Here is a 686-nt window from a genome sequence, read left to right as displayed (position 1 = left end):
TATGCACATGGTCAGCGCCATTAAGCGGCTCGGTATGGAAACTTGCGCTACGCTAGGCATGCTGACGCCGATTCAAGCCGTGCGGCTGGCCGACGCTGAGCTCGACTTTTACAATCACAACGTCGACACCTCGCCGGAGTTCTATGGCACGATCATCATAACCCACACGTTGCAGGACCGCATTGACACGCTCACATATGTGGAGGTGTCATCAATGACCAGCACCGCATCCTTGCCGCCGACAAGCCCGTCGGCCTGGTTGAGCAACTCAGATTCCAGCGATGACTCGTCCCAGACACCATCGGCGATGAAATGGTGCAGCTGATCGTAGTTGCCGGTTGCGAGGCGTTCTGCCATCGGCTGAACGCTCTTGCGATCGCCAGGACGATCAATCCCGCAACGTAAAGGGGACACATCCGCGGGTCTTATGACCCAACCGCTGCAAGAACGGCTTCAGCCAGCCTTCGAGTTCGTCTTCCCATTCCGCCATGGTCAGCCCTCCAAGAGCCGACCACCCATGAATCATTGAAAAATCGATTCGGGAATCCTAAAAATTCAGAGGAATCCGACAATCTGCCAAAGTAGTGCTAGGCTCTTTGGCATTTGAATCCTCTTGGTCGTTGTGATGCGCGAGCAACCCCTCCCGCCGCTTGCGAAAGCCGTAAATTGGCCGTGCTCGAAAGACT

At 55.5% G+C, this 686-nt stretch carries 2 pseudogenes; one reads left to right on the top strand and one right to left on the bottom strand.

The annotated features are described in order from the left end of the window. A pseudogene (locus IVA74_RS21410) lies at nt 1–199 on the top strand (biotin synthase); the annotation flags it as partial. Nucleotides 200–201: 2 nt separating this feature from the next. Here IVA74_RS21410 and IVA74_RS21405 read toward each other — a convergent pair. Beyond that, a pseudogene (locus IVA74_RS21405) lies at nt 202–526 on the bottom strand (transposase); the annotation flags it as partial. Between the last annotated feature and the right edge of the window lie 160 nt (nt 527–686).

It is taken from the genome of Bradyrhizobium sp. 132 (genome assembly GCF_023074185.1).
In the GTDB taxonomy this organism is placed as follows: domain Bacteria; phylum Pseudomonadota; class Alphaproteobacteria; order Rhizobiales; family Xanthobacteraceae; genus Bradyrhizobium.
This window is presented reverse-complemented; position numbering and strand designations above follow the sequence as displayed.